Raw genomic sequence first — 14,431 nt, 5'->3', positions numbered from 1 at the left:
TACATTCCAGTTTTTGTTCAGCATACTTCTGTCCGAATCGATCCATCCTAATCCCAGCAACAGGTATTGTAATCACGCTGCCAAGGGGAGGATGTACCATGAGAGATTTTTCGTGGAAGTATTTTTCGATCACTGGAGATGTGGATGCTTACCTGCTTTATAAGGAATATCAGATTCAGCCCGGAGAGGAGCCGGAACTGCCGGAGCAGGAGTCTGCGGCGGAAGCTCCGGAGACGATGCAGTAAATTGAGCGGTCCGTTTCCGGTTACCGGTTTGAATACGCGGGGAGAGGCTGTCGGTGCAGTACAGAGTGCAGGGAATTGTAATCCGCAGCATGGATTATGGGGAAGGTAACAAAATCATCACCTTGTTTACGCGTGAACTGGGCAAGATGAGCGTTGTTGCCCGCGGAGCCAAAAAGGTAAAAAGCAGGTATGGTTCGTCCGCCCAGCTTTTTACCTACGGAGATTACTTGTTTTTTAAATCCGGCCAGTTGGGTACTTTGAATCATGCGGAGATTATTGAAGCCTTTCATAAAATAAGGGAAGATTTGCACAAGGCCGCCCACGCTTCCTACCTTGCGGAGCTCACGGACAGAATGATGGGAGATCAGGAAGGGCAGCCTTTTTTATTCGGTCAGCTGAAGGCGAGCCTGCAAGCGATTCAGGAAGACAAGGATTTGCAGATCGTTAATCATCTTTATGAAATCAAAATGCTGATGCATGCCGGATATACCCCGGAGCTTGAACACTGTGTAGTGTGCAGGGAAAAGTCAGAACCTGTCGCGATAAGCATCGGCATGGGCGGAGTGCTGTGCGAACGGTGTCGGCTGCGCGACCCCGAGGCCATTCGTTTGACATCCGGGGTATACAAGCTGCTTCGGCTGTTTATGCAGCTGGATGCTAGGCGTCTTGGCCAAATTGATGTCAAACCGCAAACCAAGCAATTATTGAAGCGGATTATACGGAATTACTTCGATACACATGTGGGTATAAGGCTGAAATCGCGCGACTTTTTGGATCAGATGGATAAATACGGGATATAGTGTTTAAGATTTTTAAAAGATTTGCATAGAATTGACATTTTTTTGACCCGATGGTATTATAATATGATACACCCGTGTTGATACCTCTCGTGACGGAGCCTATATGCAGGCTTTGACAGCGGGATTTTTTTGTGAGAGGAAAGCTAATACAACATTTTTTGGCAAATGGTTCATAGTAGCGCAAATAATATATAGATAAAAAACGCTATTATGAATCCAAAGAAACAGAACGGAAAGGCGGGGACTCATGGGGGTAACCGAAAGATCGGTAATATTTGTCGCTTCGGACTCGGCAGGAGAGACGGGTGAAGCTGTTGTCCGCGCGGCGGCAGTGCAATTTCATCCGCAGCAGGTGGAAATCAGGCGGGTTCCGTTTCTGCGGGATACGTCGGATGTAGATCGGCTGATTCATACGGTGGTTGAACGCAACGGAATCATTTTGTTCACGCTGGTCATTCCGGAGTTGAGAGATTACTTGGTCGATCAGGCGGATCGTTATGGGATCCCTTATATCGACCTACTCGGGCCGATTATCCGTAGGCTCGAGCAATCCTTAAAGCGACAGGCGAGTCATACGCCGGGCATGATTCATAAGCTCGACGAAGATTATTTTAAAAAGATCGAAGCGATTGAATTTGCCGTTAAGTATGATGACGGCCGTGATTTTAGCGGTATTCTTCAAGCGGATATCGTGCTGGTGGGCGTTTCGAGAACGTCGAAGACACCGTTATCGATGTACTTGGCCCACAAAATGTTTAAGGTGGCCAATGTCCCGCTAGTGCCGGAAATCCAGCCGCCGGAACAGCTGTTTAGGGTCTCGAACCGCAAAATTGTCGGATTGCGCATCGATCCGGATAAGTTGAATGTGATTCGTACCGAGAGACTCAAAACATTGGGTCTTCCCGACAGCGCCACTTACGCCAATACGGAACGAATTCGCGCGGAGCTTGATTATGCCGATAAGATCATGAAGCGTATTGGTTGCACCGTTGTCGATGTTTCAAACAAAGCTGTGGAAGAGATTGCCAGTGTCATTATAGATATGTATCGTTCCAAGTAAACCTCATTTTGGGGTTCAAGCAGGATTTTTTGCAAATTCATCGTATATAATATTAACGATAGTACTTCAGTCATAATTCCTGGTTACATTCCGGTGGGTGCATAATGACGTATAAAATTGTAGTGGATGCCGATGCATGCCCGGTGAAAGCGGAAATCGTACAGACCGCTGCTAAATTCGGGGTCGGCGTGCTGATGGTCGCTTCGTTTGACCACCTGCTTCAGCCGGCGGAAGGCGTGGAGATTGTTCAGGTGGATCGCTCCGATCAATCCGTTGATTTATATATCGCCAACCGCATCTCGGCGGGAGATGTATTGATTACGCAGGATTTCGGAGTTGCGATGCTGGGTTTGGGCAGAAGAGCGATAGCGATGTCCAACCGCGGACAAATGTACAGTGACCGGACTATAGGGTTTTTACTTGAGCGTCGGCATGAACAGGCAAAGCTGCGGCGGGGGGGAAAGCATACCAAGGGTCCAAAAGCTTTTACGGACGAAGATCGCCAAGCATTTCTACAAACTTTGACAAAAGTTTTATCTCGCATGCAGGAGAATGCCGGAATGTAGCGAATAGTAATTACGTGTTAATTTGAATGAAGGTGATTAGGATGAGTAACGGACGCATTCCCGAGCATGTCATCGACGCGGTCCTCAAAGCCCACGATATTGTGGAAATTGTCGGCCGGCACGTTCACTTGACAAAGCAGGGTCATTACCTCAAGGGTCTCTGTCCTTTTCACTCTGAGAAAACACCGTCCTTCACCGTTACGCCGGAAAGGCAAATCTATCACTGCTTCGGTTGCGGAGCGGGGGGTAACGCCATTCGTTTTATTTCCGAGGTGGAAGGTCTGTCCTTTGGTCAGGCGGTTCGCAAGCTGGCGAACGAAGCCAATCTTGATGTCGGTTTTGGTCTGCAAAACGCACAGGAAGAAACAAAGGAGCAGGCGGAGCGCGCCAAGCTGCTGGAAGGCTATGAGATGGCAGCCAAGCTGTATCAGTATATCCTTCATAACACCGAACAGGGGAAAGCGGCTAAAGCGTATTTACGGGATCGGGGAATGAATGACAAGCTGATCGAAACGTTCGGGCTTGGATACGCGCCTGCAAGGTGGGATACGTTGACCAACCTTTTGGACAAGAAACAGTACTTTCTTCCGCTTATGGAGCAAGGCGGACTGCTTTCGGCCAAACATGACGGAAACGGTTATGTGGATAAGTTTCGCGACCGCATCATGTTTCCGATTTATGATTGGAAGGGACAGGTTATCGCATTTGGCGGGAGAGCCATGGGCAATGTGCAGCCCAAATATTTAAACAGTCCTGAATCTATGCTTTTCCACAAAAGCCGGACGCTTTACAATCTTCACCTGGCCAGACCCCAAATTCGCAAAACTCAGGAGATTGTGCTGTTCGAAGGGTATATGGATGTGATTCGAGCATGGGAAGCAGGCATAAAAAATGGTGTAGCTACGATGGGTACGGCTCTTACTTCAGAGCAAGCAGAATCGATTCGTCGGCTCGCCGAACGGGTGACGGTCGTTTATGACGGAGATCAGGCGGGGCAAACCGCCGCCTACAAAAGCATTCCTTTACTCGAGAACGCGGGCTGCCAAGTCAGGATCGCCATGCTGCCCGATGCTCTCGATCCGGATGAGTATATTGCTAAATATGGTTCTGAACGATTCGTACGGGAAGTTATCGAAACCGCCGTACCGTCGATCAAATATAAACTTCTTTACTTTCGCAACAATTACAGGCTGCAGGAAGATGGAGAAAAGCTCCGGTACATCAAGCAGGCGCTCAAACTGATTGCAGGACTGTCATCACCCATTGAGAGGGAACATTATCTCAGAGAGCTTTCGTCCGAATTCCGGTATTCATTGGAAGCATTGCAGCAGAATTTGAACGAAATCCGTCTGCAAACGGAAAAAAACGTAAGATCTGGGGATAATAACGGCAATCCGTGGAATAATGTTATGAATAACGGGAAGCCTCGGAAAGAAATCCCTTCTATGGTTCCTGCGTATCAATTCGCAGAGCGGCAGCTTCTTGCCGTCATGATGCTGGACCGGGATATAGCCGGTTATGTTGAGCGCCGGTTGGGAGACGGTTTTAATGTGGAGGCTCATGCGGCGTTGGCCGCATACTTGTATTCCTACTATGCCCAAGGGTATGAGCCGAATGCCGGCACATTCATAGGTATGCTGCAGGATGACAAATTGGAGAGCCTGGCCAGTTCCCTGACCTTAATAGACAACCGCAACGGGATCAACGATGCCGTTATTGACGATTACATCCGGGAAATTAAGAAGTACCCTCTATTGCAGTCATTGGAGCTAAAGAAAGAAGAAGTGAAGCAAGCAGAACGTTCAGGGGATATCCCTAGAGCACTGCAGCTGGGCAGTGAGATTATTTCCCTAGAAAAGCAGTTGAAATCATCCTGAAGCCGACCAAGCGGTGAATGGTTGAAATTCTAGGGAGGAGGGAGTTGTATGATGGCGAACGATCAACGTACGGAAATAGAGACAGAACTGACGTTGGAACAAGTAAAGGAACAGCTGATTGAACATGGAAAGAAGCGTTCCGCAATCACGTACAAAGAAATTATGGAAAAACTTGCTCCTTTTGACCAGGATCCGGAGCAAATTGACGAGTTTTTCGAGCAGCTTCAAGAGATGGGTATTGATGTCGGCAACGAAGCGGATGACGACCATGACATGGGTGCGATGGAGCATGATCACGACGAATTTCATTTTGATGACGATTTGTCGCTGCCTCCAGGGATCAAGATCAACGATCCGGTTCGGATGTACTTGAAGGAAATCGGCAGGGTTCCGCTGCTCTCTGCTGAGGATGAGGTTGATTTAGCGAAACGCATCGAGCTTGGCGACGAAGAAGCCAAGCGCCGCTTGGCGGAAGCGAACCTCCGGCTTGTGGTCAGCATCGCAAAGCGCTATGTCGGTCGCGGGATGCTGTTCCTTGACCTGATTCAAGAGGGCAACATGGGCTTGATTAAAGCGGTAGAGAAATTCGATCATACCAAAGGCTACAAATTCAGCACCTACGCAACCTGGTGGATTCGTCAGGCGATTACTCGCGCCATTGCCGATCAGGCCAGAACTATCCGGATTCCGGTACATATGGTTGAAACGATCAATAAGCTGATCCGGGTATCCCGTCAGCTTCTGCAGGAGCTTGGTCGTGAACCTACGCCGGAAGAAATCGCCAAGGAAATGGACTTAAGTACCGATAAAGTACGGGAGATCATGAAAATCGCTCAGGAGCCGGTATCCCTTGAAACCCCGATTGGCGAAGAAGACGACTCCCATTTGGGTGACTTTATTGAAGATCAAGAAGCGCTTGCGCCTGCGGACGCTGCGGCTTACGAACTGCTTAAGGAACAGCTCGAGGATGTGCTCGACACTCTGACAGAGCGTGAAGAGAATGTGCTTCGCTTGCGCTTCGGTTTGGACGATGGCCGTACTCGTACATTGGAGGAAGTCGGTAAAGTATTCGGTGTTACCCGGGAACGGATTCGTCAGATTGAAGCTAAAGCGCTGCGCAAACTTCGTCATCCCAGTCGAAGCAAACGGTTGAAAGATTTTCTTGAATAAAAGGGTATGCCTGGACCTTTCTGCGCATGGATGCGCGGTTAGGTCTAATTTTTTGTCATTCTGCGGCCGATAATCAATTATGAAAAAAATGCAGGCTTAGGGGAGACATGGCCTATGGATGATAAAAAGAAAGAGATGATTGTTCGTGAGATCGAGCACTGGCGGCGCAGCAAGCTGCTGCCTGAGCATTACTGTGATTTTTTATTGAATATTTATGATATGCACCAGCAGGATCAAGATAAGAAGGAACAGGGCGGCTTATTCGGTGTCACCCCAAGTAAAATTCGAAACAGCAATTGGAAAATCTGGATGCTGGGTTTGCTGCTGATCATTGCTTTATCTTTTACTGCTCTTAATTTTAACGCTTTTGAATTACCAATGCAAATAGGAATTTCCATTATTTTTTTAGCGGGCTGTTATGGATGGGGCTCCTCCAAGCTTGAGAAGGAACCTATGGCTGCCCAATTATGGATTGGAATGGCTTCATTGTTCCTGCTGTTTATCGGTGTTTATTTACTGAGGCTGCATGGTGTTCAGGCTTCGGTGCCGGTCGTTGCCTACGTTGCGCTGTGCAGCGTGGTTTGGATCCTGACCGGTCTTTTGGCCAGATTGGCGCTGTTCCAGCTATGCGGCTGGGTCAGTTTGGTGTTCTGCTATGGCTGGCTGCTGCACTATCAACTGGAGACGCTATCGTGGATCACGCTGCAGCTGAGCTGGATGCCGCTGGCCATTCTCTTCTGCTGGATGTCTTGGATAATTCATGAGAAGAACAGTCAGGCCGGGCTGGTTTTTTTCCTGCTAAGTTTAATTGTTTGGTATATGCCCGAATTATATGCTATGCTTTATGCTGAAAAATACGGCTCCCAAACCGTGCAATGGCTGTTGTTAAGCAAGCTGCTGGCGCAGGCCGGGCTGCTGTTTGCTTGGAGAAAAAAATGGACTGAGTGGGTTGTATAGATGATTCGATTGTCAAAACGACTGGAAATGATTGCGCAGGAGGTTCCGGCCGGCAGCCGCCTGGCGGATATCGGGTCCGATCACGCGCTGCTGCCGTCCTTTCTGGCGCAGCAGGGAACCATCCTCCGCGGTGTGGCCGGAGAAGTGAATGCAGGGCCGTTCGAAGCGGCCTTGAAACAGGTCCGGTCGGCGGGACTCGACGGGATCATCGATGTAAGGCTCGGTGACGGACTGCAGGTGATCTCGCCGGGGGAAGTGGACGTCATTACGATCGCAGGTATGGGCGGCACCCTTATCGCCTCCATACTGGAAGCGGGGATAAGCAAGCTTGCCGGTGTTCGCCGGCTGGTGCTGCAGCCCAATGTAGGGGAAGCCAACGTCAGGCAGTGGCTGTTGGACCATGAATGGGTGCTTACAGGGGAGAAAATCATGCGGGAGGACGGCAAAACCTATGAAATTTTAACAGCCGTCCCCACAGATCTGGCTCCGTATGGCAACAATGAATTGTACGCATCCCGAACGCTGCCGGGCGGACTGATCGCGGATCGGAAGCTCATGCTGCAGATGGGGCCTTTCTTGCTCCGGGAGGCATCGCAGGTCTGGATCGACAAGTGGCTTAACGAGTTGGAGAAGCTCAACCGTATTTGCGAGCGGCTGTCGCATTCCGAATTGGAAGCATCGCGCAGCAAGGAAGCAGAGATCAAAAGGGAAATGCAACGAATCAAGGAGGTGCTTGAGCTGTGTACGCCAAAGGACAAACCGTGATCGGCCTAATGGAGGAGCTGGCTCCGAAATCATATGCCGTAGAGGGTGACAGGATCGGTTTGCAAATCGGTACGCTGCAAAAGGATATACGCAAAGTGCTTGTTGCGTTGGATGTCACCGAAGAGGTGGCGGACGAGGCGATTCGGGAAGGAGCTGACTTGATCATCGCCCATCACGCGATTATTTACCGTCCTCTGCCGCATATTCAAACCGATACCCCTGCGGGGCGGCTGTATGAGAAGCTGATCAAGCATGATATCGCCGTTTATATTGCGCATACGAATCTGGATGTGGCGGATGGCGGAATTAACGATATGATGGCGGAAGCGATCGGGATGACCGTTACGGAGCCTCTGGATGAAGTGCATACGGATAAGCTGAAGAAGCTGGTTGTGTTTGTACCGGCAGATCATGCGGAGAAGGTCAGGCAGGCGATGTTCGACGCGGGTGCCGGCGGGATAGGCAAATACAGTCACTGCAGCTTCAACATCGAGGGAACGGGCACCTTTAAACCGGGCGAGGGTACAGACCCGTTCATTGGTAAGACCGGAAAGCTCGAGGAAGTCAAAGAGGTGCGTGTGGAAACGATCGTGCCGCAAAGCGTGGAGCGCAAAGTCGTCCAAGCCATGCTGAAGACGCATCCTTACGAGGAAGTGGCCTACGATTTGTATGCTCTCGATCTGAAGACGCGCACGTTCGGTCTGGGGCGGGCAGGCAAGCTGCCCAAGCCGGTTACGCTAGCAGAGCTGTGCGAGCAGGTGAAGCAGGCCTTTGATGTTCCTATGCTGCGTGTGGTCGGAGATCCGGACCGCGTTATCCGCAAAGCCGCCGTACTCGGAGGATCGGGAAGCCGTTATGTCAAGCACGCGATGTTTGCCGGCGCAGATGTTCTGATTACCGGCGATATCGATTACCATACGGCTCACGATGCTTTGGCCGCCGGCATAGCCCTTATTGATCCCGGTCATAACGTAGAGAAAATTATGAAGCAGGGCGTTGCCGAATACCTGCAGCGAAAGCTTGCCGAAAGAAAATGGGCGACAGCGGTCGTCGCTTCGCGAATTCATACAGAACCGTTCCGTTTTGTGTAGATCATTCTAAAATACGGCAGTTGTTTTTTGGTGAGATTCCTTGTATACTATCTCATGGCATCTATTGCAAAAGAAAGTTTGACAGACAATCGCTGGTGGCTTGATGCCACGAGAGGAAAGTCCGGGCTCCGCAGGGCAGAATGCTGGATAACGTCCAGTCAGCGCGAGCTGAAGGCTAGTGCCACAGAAATGGACCGCCGATGGCAGCGGGGCGACCCGCAAGCACAGGCAAGGGTGGAACCGTGGTGTAAGAGACCACGAGGAGCTATGGTGACATCGCTCCTGGTAAACCCCATTTGGAGCAAGACCTAGAGGAACGCATGTCCCGTCAGGGACAGTCTTTGCCCGAGACGCGTTCGGGTTGGTCGCTTGAGCCAGGCAGCAATGTCTGGCCTAGATAGATGATTGTCGCTTCAACGGTGGCAGGGTGGCTCCCGTTACGACCACTGGAAGTACAGAACCCGGCTTATGGCAAACTTTCTTTCAGCCATTATGCAATAGAAGGCTTTCTGGATATGTGCAAAGAACCGCTTCAAGAGGCGGTTCTTTGTTTTTTTTCGTTTATTGATAGAACAGCCGCCTCAACCATTCCGGCCAACCGATCAAGCCCGTTTCGTTCGGGGCATTCACCGCTTCCTGGCCGGCGGTTGTCGGCTTAGCGGCCTGCAGCGCGGCCACGACGTCGATCAGGCCATGGCCGAAATATTTGTCTTTGCCGGAGGTCCCGAGGTCCGTTGCCGTGTCCCTTATCAGCTGCATAACCTCGGTGTTCTTCAGATTGGGGTTAACGGAACGAATCAATGCAGCCAGGGCGGTAACATGCGGGCTGGCCATGGAAGTGCCGGAGAGCGCCGCATATTGGCTTTGCGGATAAGTGCTTGCAATGCTGACGCCTGGTGCGGCCGCATCGATATAATCCCCGTAATTGGAGAACGATGCTTTCGACTTCCGGGCATCCACTGCGGCAACCGCGAACACTTCCGGGTATGCGGCAGGGTAGCCGGGCTGCTCCGTATTGTCGTTTCCGCTCGCTGCAATCAGTACGACGTCGCGGTCGAATGCATATTTGATGGCATCGTGGAGAAACTGGGAATCGGCATAATTGCCCAGACTCATGTTAATGACCTTCGCACCGTGATCGGTCGCCCATATGATGCCCTGGGCAACGGCATAGGTGCTTCCTGCCCCGGATTTATCCAGCACCTTGATCGGCATAATCCGGTTATACCAGCTCATTCCGGCGACCCCCAGGTTGTTGTTGACCAGCGCTCCGACGACTCCGGCTACATGGGTCCCGTGGCCGACATCATCCATGGGCTGGGATTCCGGATTGACTACGTTATAGCCGCTGACCAGCTGCTTGCTAAGATCCGGGTGATTAATATCGACACCGGTATCTACAACGGCTACAACAACGTCCTGAGAGCCTCTGGTAATGTTCCAGCCGGCTTCGGTCTCAATTTGCGGCAAATTCCATTGATAGCGCTGGTAAAGCGAATCGTTTGGCGTGAACACCGTCGCCTCTGTTTCCGGATTATTGATTTCCGTTTGGTTGGTTAAATAAAGAAAATGCGGCTCGGCATATTCGATGTTCCATTGCTTGAAATAGTCCATCATTTGTTTGGCTTCCATATTTCCTGATTCAAACACGTAAGTAGAGCCCAGCTTGCGGAATGGACTGCCGCCGATATCTTTGCGGATTCGGGTAAGCTCGCTTTCCGCCGGTTCCTTCTTGAATTTTACAACGACCTGATTGACATGGTAGTGGCTGGTGCCTTCGTTGTCTTCAGGATGATCGACCCGGACGTCCTGGAGTGAATTGGCATCCACTGATTTAATCTTGTAGCGTCCTTCGCCCGGATAAGCGACGATCCGCAAGTTTTTGAGCTGGTGATCGGCCACTTGCTGTAAAATCTGTTGGCGAACTGCACCCACAAGACCGGCTGAGCCGTCTTCGGAAGGAACGCCGATGACAAAATAGGTGCTTCCGTCGGCATGGATCGCTTTTGACTGATAAGCTTGACCTGAATCGACTTGCCGCTTGGCTTTTTTAAGGAAGGGCTCGATCGTCGGACGAACCGTGCCCGGCAAACCGCCGGCTGCCGCACTTTGCTCTAACGGCTGCTGTGTTTTGGTCCAAGCGAGCAGTTCCATGTGAGGATGCTCGGCTTGTACTTTTTTTAAGGTTTCCATCGCTTGACCGCTTTCCTTGGTTCTCAGTTCCTGCACAGTACGGTGAAGCACCATGCTGCATTCACTGCGGCAGAGTTCGTCAGTTCTGGCAAGGTCCTGATTTAGCGTCATTTGTTTCATTTGCAGCTCGGCTGCGGGGGTTACCGTTTCAGGTGCGGGCGCCTGTTCTCCCCGGGGGAAGAGCAGCGCCACGCCGGCAATCACAAGCAGAACGGACATCACGTATTTCCACATAGTTGCTGCCTCCTAAATGTTTGCCGTTAGCTTTCCCTTGATCGCCGGTTTGCCATTACAGCAATGTTATCCAAACGGGACGAATCTCTGAAATGGGCGAAGTTATATTTTTAGACTTTTTTCATGTTACTTTTATGCGGGATTTATGGTAGGATGGGATCAAGGTCATTTTAAGTACCCAATGTTGTTTTTTAAGTTGAGGAGGTCTATTTAAGCTATGGCAGTGTTTAACGTTAAAAATCTTTGTGAAACAACAAGAGCGAAGCTGAGCGAAGCAATTGCAAAAATGGAAACATTTTTGAATGAACGCTCTCTGCAGCAGCTAAATACAGACAAAGATGAAGCAATGGAAGAATTTTACAAAGGGTATTTATCTGATATTAGACATCTGCTTGTTTTTTCCGAAGTGTCTTACGAGAAGCTTGGCGTGGCTCTCCGCCGTCCCAATTTCAACGTGGAGTATGCCGAAAAGGTTTTGTATGAAGTGTATCATAGCTGCGTAAACAATTTCTTTTATCCCAAAAATGAATGCTACTCCGAGGACGGCAGATATGCTTATACCGGACAGGATGCCATCCGTTTCCGCAAAAAGCCGACCCGCGAAGTAAGGGATTTGACGATTGAGCTTTCGAAAATTTTCGAAACGCTCCGCGATGAACTGGCTTACTACGAAACTGACTATATCACGCAAAAGCGGATGCAGGGCGAGAAAGTATAATAAAGTCCGCTTGGAATATAATGATAAAGAAGAGATGCTTTCCCAAAGGCATCTCTTTTTGTTTAAGGAGGACTGAATGGTGTCTCGGATCATTCCATTGAAGCAGCTTGCCGAAGAGAGTATCCGGTTGATTCGGTTGAACCAGCACCCGAGCGGAGGGTACGTCGCCTGCCCGTTGTTCGCCCATTACAATTACAGCTGGCTTCGTGACGGAACATTCATCGCCTATGCGATGGATTGTGCAGGGGAGCATGCAAGCGCGGGGCAATTTTACGAATGGGTCAGCCGCATCGTCGAACGAAAGCAGGGACATATTCAGTATTTGCTGGAGAAGCACAACCGCGGCGAGCCGATCGGACTTAACGAATTTTTACATACAAGATATCATTTGGATGGCAGGGATGACGTCACGTCCGAATGGGGGCATTTTCAGCTGGATGGTTACGGAACCTGGTTATGGGGGCTGACGGAGCATTTGAAGGCTAATGGCCATAAGCGGCTTCCGGACCGTTTCCGCTCCAGTGTCGATGTGACGGCGGCTTATTTAAAAGCCTTTTGGAGGCTTCCGAATTTCGACTGTTGGGAGGAGAATGCGGACCACATTCATCCTTCAACGCTGGCCTGTATTTATGGCGGGCTAAAAGGCGTCGCTGAACTGGAGGGCAAGCGCGACCTTGAGGATGTTTGCGGTCAGATTGAGACATTTTTACTCGACCATGCGGTGCATCCGGAGCAAGGCCATTTTGTAAAATTCGTTACCCCAACTCTTGAATCCTCCGCAACCACGATTGGAAATGACGGAGTGGATGCCAGCTTAATGTGGCTCTGCCGGCCCTTTGGTTTGTTTGAGCCGGAACATCCGGTGATGAAGCATACGCTGGCGAAAATTGAAGCGGATCTGCGAACAGATCAGAGCGGGATTCGGCGGTATAAGGCCGATGAGTATTACGGCGGAGGTGAATGGCTGCTGCTTACGGCATGGTACGGATGGGTAAAATTGTCCATGGGCGATCGCCGTGAAGCGGAACAGGCGCTTCACTGGATTGCCTCCAAGGCGGATGAGCAGGGCAGGCTTCCTGAGCAGGTGCCGGATACGCTGGAGGACAGGCATAAATATGACGAGTGGGTTGCGCGCTGGGGACCGCCGGCCGTGCCGCTGTTATGGTCGCATGCGATGTTTCTGATATTGTATCTTAACACCACAACCATTGGATAAGCCGGTGATCGCTGGTTGCTGCAGCAGGAATATCTCCGATCAAAAGAGGCAAGCTAAGTCATAATCGAGGCGGATAAACCGTGGCAATGGATAAGGGTAAGGAATTGCCGCGGATTCCGAGAACCGCCGGGATGCAGACAAACGTATCGCCATACCCGTTGCCATGCCTTCGAGCCGAAAAAATCGAAATGATCTTTTTATATGAAGGGAGCGATCATGCGTGAAACACAAGCCCGGAGGTAAACGTTCAGGATCAGCCTTCCATCAGGACATACCGCTTCAGCGATTAAAGCAGCAGCAGCTGAACAGAGAGTCCGGTATGAAGGGGAATGAAGAATTTGCTGCAGAATCCTCGCCTCTTCATCTTCTGCAGTTTCGTCGGGAACGGACCAGGACAGCTGCCGCATCCAGAGTGGAACAGCCTGATCCGGCGGCGTCCGCTTCATATCGCTGGTTGGGCTACACTGCACTGATTTTGGCGGTGCTGTCGCTTATGGTGCTCCCGGTGCTGCTGGGCTCGACGGCGGCGCTGATTGGTTTTTTCGCATTCATGCTCGGGCAAAGAACTTTGGGGGCATGGTCGGTTGCGATCGGATTGATTGCTTTGGCTGGTTATTTCGTTTTGGTGCCTTTGTTAACTTAAGCCGTTGAAATTTCGACAACATGACTGAAAATATGACTGGATGACAAGCTTAAAAAGGTGTACAATAGCCTTATTGAGATGGTGAGATTGTAAAATCAAGGAGTTTAAGCCCATATGAGTTTGAATCCCGGATCGATTGATCCCAGAACGTTAAAAGAATTGCTGCGGCTTCACATGCTGAGCAAATCCAATCTGCTGTCCCCTGCAAGCGGTTCTTCTGCCGCAGAGGAAAGCGACGATTTCTCCGAGCTGTTGAACGGACTTCTTGCGATGAAAGAACAGCAGGATATACCGCCTGCGGCTTCGTTGAAGCCGGCGTTGATGTCGATGCCGGGCTTTATATCCGGGAACCCGTGGCTTCAACATCGCCTTTCTGCCAGCAGGCCAACCGAATTTGAACCGTATATTCAGGAAGCAAGCCGGCGTTACGGTGTGGAATCGAGCCTGATCAAGGCCGTCATCGATGCGGAATCGTCTTTTAACCCTGATGCGGTATCCCGGGCGGGAGCCAAAGGATTAATGCAGCTGATGGATGCAACGGGGCAAAGTCTGGGTGTAACGAATCCGTTCGATCCGGTACAAAATATAGAAGGCGGCACACGTTATTTATCCACCCTTCTAGTAAAATACAACGGGAATGCCGGTACTGCGCTAGCGGCTTATAACGCAGGTCCGGGGCGGGTGAACCGGCTTGACATCAAGGATGATGATGACCTGGCGGCCAAGCTTCATTTGCTGCCGGCCGAAACGCAGCAATACGTACGCAAAGTGATGGATTTAAAGCAGAAATATGAGGCTATAGTGTGACGGCTATAAGACCAATTTCAGTTTTTCTTTCGCATCGTTATGCCGAAAGGGGAGCGGAAATTGGTCTTTTCTTAGAACTGAAGGAGGAG

The 14,431-nt window shown here is 50.5% G+C and carries 14 protein-coding genes and 1 other RNA gene; 14 read left to right on the top strand and 1 reads right to left on the bottom strand.

Going from position 1 to position 14,431, the window contains the following annotated elements:
* The first annotated feature begins 98 nt into the window (after positions 1–98).
* The 10 genes from BLT35_RS02935 (at position 99) to rnpB (ending at position 9,015) form a co-directional block, all read left to right on the top strand.
* Positions 99–245, top strand: coding sequence for a YqzL family protein (locus BLT35_RS02935; protein ID WP_074726974.1), 147 nt, complete (start codon positions 99–101; stop codon positions 243–245).
* Positions 246–298: 53 nt separating this feature from the next.
* Complete coding sequence (recO, locus tag BLT35_RS02930; RefSeq protein ID WP_062407571.1) at positions 299–1,045, top strand: DNA repair protein RecO; 747 nt, start codon at positions 299–301, stop codon at positions 1,043–1,045.
* A 247-nt stretch (positions 1,046–1,292) separates the two neighbouring features.
* Complete coding sequence (locus tag BLT35_RS02925; RefSeq protein ID WP_062407573.1) at positions 1,293–2,105, top strand: pyruvate, water dikinase regulatory protein; 813 nt, start codon at positions 1,293–1,295, stop codon at positions 2,103–2,105.
* A 104-nt stretch (positions 2,106–2,209) separates the two neighbouring features.
* Positions 2,210–2,671: a YaiI/YqxD family protein gene (locus BLT35_RS02920; protein WP_062407575.1), complete on the top strand. Its 462-nt coding sequence runs from the start codon at positions 2,210–2,212 to the stop codon at positions 2,669–2,671.
* A 41-nt stretch (positions 2,672–2,712) separates the two neighbouring features.
* On the top strand, positions 2,713–4,548 hold the full coding sequence (gene dnaG / locus BLT35_RS02915; protein ID WP_062407576.1) for a DNA primase: 1,836 nt from the start codon (positions 2,713–2,715) through the stop codon (positions 4,546–4,548).
* Between the two features lie 51 nt (positions 4,549–4,599).
* Positions 4,600–5,718, top strand: coding sequence for an RNA polymerase sigma factor RpoD (gene rpoD / locus BLT35_RS02910; RefSeq protein ID WP_062410858.1), 1,119 nt, complete (start codon positions 4,600–4,602; stop codon positions 5,716–5,718).
* A 114-nt stretch (positions 5,719–5,832) separates the two neighbouring features.
* Complete coding sequence (locus tag BLT35_RS02905; protein WP_062407578.1) at positions 5,833–6,675, top strand: hypothetical protein; 843 nt, start codon at positions 5,833–5,835, stop codon at positions 6,673–6,675.
* Positions 6,676–7,440, top strand: coding sequence for a tRNA (adenine(22)-N(1))-methyltransferase (locus BLT35_RS02900; protein ID WP_062407581.1), 765 nt, complete (start codon positions 6,676–6,678; stop codon positions 7,438–7,440).
* Positions 7,416–8,531, top strand: a complete 1,116-nt coding sequence (locus BLT35_RS02895) for a Nif3-like dinuclear metal center hexameric protein (RefSeq protein WP_062407583.1) — start codon at positions 7,416–7,418, stop codon at positions 8,529–8,531. Before BLT35_RS02900 ends, BLT35_RS02895 begins: the two co-directional genes overlap by 25 nt.
* Before the next feature lie 73 nt (positions 8,532–8,604).
* Positions 8,605–9,015, top strand: an RNA gene (gene rnpB / locus BLT35_RS02890) — RNase P RNA component class A.
* 77 nt (positions 9,016–9,092) lie between these two features.
* Here the strand turns inward: rnpB and BLT35_RS02885 are convergent.
* Positions 9,093–10,958 carry a S8 family peptidase gene (locus tag BLT35_RS02885; protein WP_062407585.1) on the bottom strand — a complete coding sequence of 622 codons (1,866 nt, stop codon included), beginning with the start codon at positions 10,956–10,958 and terminating at the stop codon, positions 9,093–9,095.
* Positions 10,959–11,175: 217 nt separating this feature from the next.
* Here BLT35_RS02885 and BLT35_RS02880 point away from each other — a divergent pair, with 217 nt between their 5' ends.
* From BLT35_RS02880 to BLT35_RS02865, 4 genes are all read left to right on the top strand, one after another.
* Positions 11,176–11,676: a YpuI family protein gene (locus tag BLT35_RS02880; RefSeq protein WP_074726973.1), complete on the top strand. Its 501-nt coding sequence runs from the start codon at positions 11,176–11,178 to the stop codon at positions 11,674–11,676.
* A 76-nt stretch (positions 11,677–11,752) separates the two neighbouring features.
* Positions 11,753–12,892, top strand: coding sequence for a glycoside hydrolase family 15 protein (locus BLT35_RS02875; protein ID WP_074726972.1), 1,140 nt, complete (start codon positions 11,753–11,755; stop codon positions 12,890–12,892).
* 220 nt (positions 12,893–13,112) lie between these two features.
* On the top strand, positions 13,113–13,535 hold the full coding sequence (locus BLT35_RS02870; RefSeq protein WP_074726971.1) for a hypothetical protein: 423 nt from the start codon (positions 13,113–13,115) through the stop codon (positions 13,533–13,535).
* Between the two features lie 114 nt (positions 13,536–13,649).
* Positions 13,650–14,342 (top strand): lytic transglycosylase domain-containing protein, encoded by a 693-nt coding sequence (locus tag BLT35_RS02865; RefSeq protein WP_074726970.1) that lies wholly within the window; start codon positions 13,650–13,652, stop codon positions 14,340–14,342.
* Positions 14,343–14,431 lie beyond the last annotated feature (89 nt).

Origin of the sequence: Paenibacillus naphthalenovorans (assembly GCF_900099895.1) — a bacterium.
Classification (GTDB): domain Bacteria; phylum Bacillota; class Bacilli; order Paenibacillales; family NBRC-103111; genus Paenibacillus_G; species Paenibacillus_G naphthalenovorans.
This window is presented reverse-complemented; position numbering and strand designations above follow the sequence as displayed.

What these genes read in the sequence shown, in the direction of transcription:
- BLT35_RS02880 (WP_074726973.1), top strand. Translation starts at nt 11,176, where the DNA reads ATGGCAGTGTTTAACGTTAAAAATCTTTGTGAAACAACAAGAGCGAAG.
- BLT35_RS02885 (WP_062407585.1), bottom strand. Translation starts at nt 10,958, where the DNA reads ATGTGGAAATACGTGATGTCCGTTCTGCTTGTGATTGCCGGCGTGGCG.
- rpoD (WP_062410858.1), top strand. Translation starts at nt 4,600, where the DNA reads ATGGCGAACGATCAACGTACGGAAATAGAGACAGAACTGACGTTGGAA.
- BLT35_RS02905 (WP_062407578.1), top strand. Translation starts at nt 5,833, where the DNA reads ATGGATGATAAAAAGAAAGAGATGATTGTTCGTGAGATCGAGCACTGG.
- BLT35_RS02925 (WP_062407573.1), top strand. Translation starts at nt 1,293, where the DNA reads ATGGGGGTAACCGAAAGATCGGTAATATTTGTCGCTTCGGACTCGGCA.
- BLT35_RS02920 (WP_062407575.1), top strand. Translation starts at nt 2,210, where the DNA reads ATGACGTATAAAATTGTAGTGGATGCCGATGCATGCCCGGTGAAAGCG.
- BLT35_RS02875 (WP_074726972.1), top strand. Translation starts at nt 11,753, where the DNA reads ATGGTGTCTCGGATCATTCCATTGAAGCAGCTTGCCGAAGAGAGTATC.
- BLT35_RS02935 (WP_074726974.1), top strand. Translation starts at nt 99, where the DNA reads ATGAGAGATTTTTCGTGGAAGTATTTTTCGATCACTGGAGATGTGGAT.
- BLT35_RS02900 (WP_062407581.1), top strand. Translation starts at nt 6,676, where the DNA reads ATGATTCGATTGTCAAAACGACTGGAAATGATTGCGCAGGAGGTTCCG.
- dnaG (WP_062407576.1), top strand. Translation starts at nt 2,713, where the DNA reads ATGAGTAACGGACGCATTCCCGAGCATGTCATCGACGCGGTCCTCAAA.
- BLT35_RS02865 (WP_074726970.1), top strand. Translation starts at nt 13,650, where the DNA reads ATGAGTTTGAATCCCGGATCGATTGATCCCAGAACGTTAAAAGAATTG.